Annotated in this window: 1 protein-coding gene; it reads right to left on the bottom strand. The window is 32.9% G+C overall.

Annotated elements, in window-relative coordinates; genetic code table 11:
* A partial coding sequence (locus ACS8FC_RS19355; protein WP_439297985.1) for an AbiH family protein occupies positions 1-424 on the bottom strand: 424 nt, incomplete at its 3' end.
* Positions 425-584: the final 160 nt, after the last annotated feature.

Below are 584 nucleotides of genomic sequence, written 5' to 3' on the forward strand. Positions count from 1 at the left end.
TTATATCCCAATAATCAACCGTGTTTTCATTAAACTCAAAATCAAACAAATCACATACTGATATTAATAACTTTTGAATTTCATTCTCAAAATCAATCCAAGTATCTACATCAGTCAAATGATGTTTAAAGTGTTGAAACCACCCATTGCTCTTTAAATTTCCTCTTAACTCTTTAACTTTATCAGGTGATAACTGTAAATCATCTGTCTTGTATAGCTTTTTAGTCTTCTGAAAGAACTCCTTATCTATCTCTGAACAATCACCTGAGATGTATTTGTGAAATAAATTATCAAATCCCAGCTCCGCGTTTTCCTCACTACCCTCTACCACTCTCATGGCATCCATGAAATGTACATAAGCAGTTGGTAAATAATGAGCCAAATCAAAACCATTGCCTAATACAAATATTTTTTTGGTATCCAAGGCGTAGACTCCTGTAGTTTTTATTATCAAACATTAATAATGCTATAGCACTATTGTAGAGTGTTCTAGTCATAACAATAGAGAGTTTAGCGTATAGATCACAAAAAAAGCAGGTCAACGAATTCTCGACCTGCCCCATTATTATTAACTTCTAAACACC

The sequence above is a fragment of the Psychrobacter sp. 1Y4 genome, from assembly GCF_051847555.1.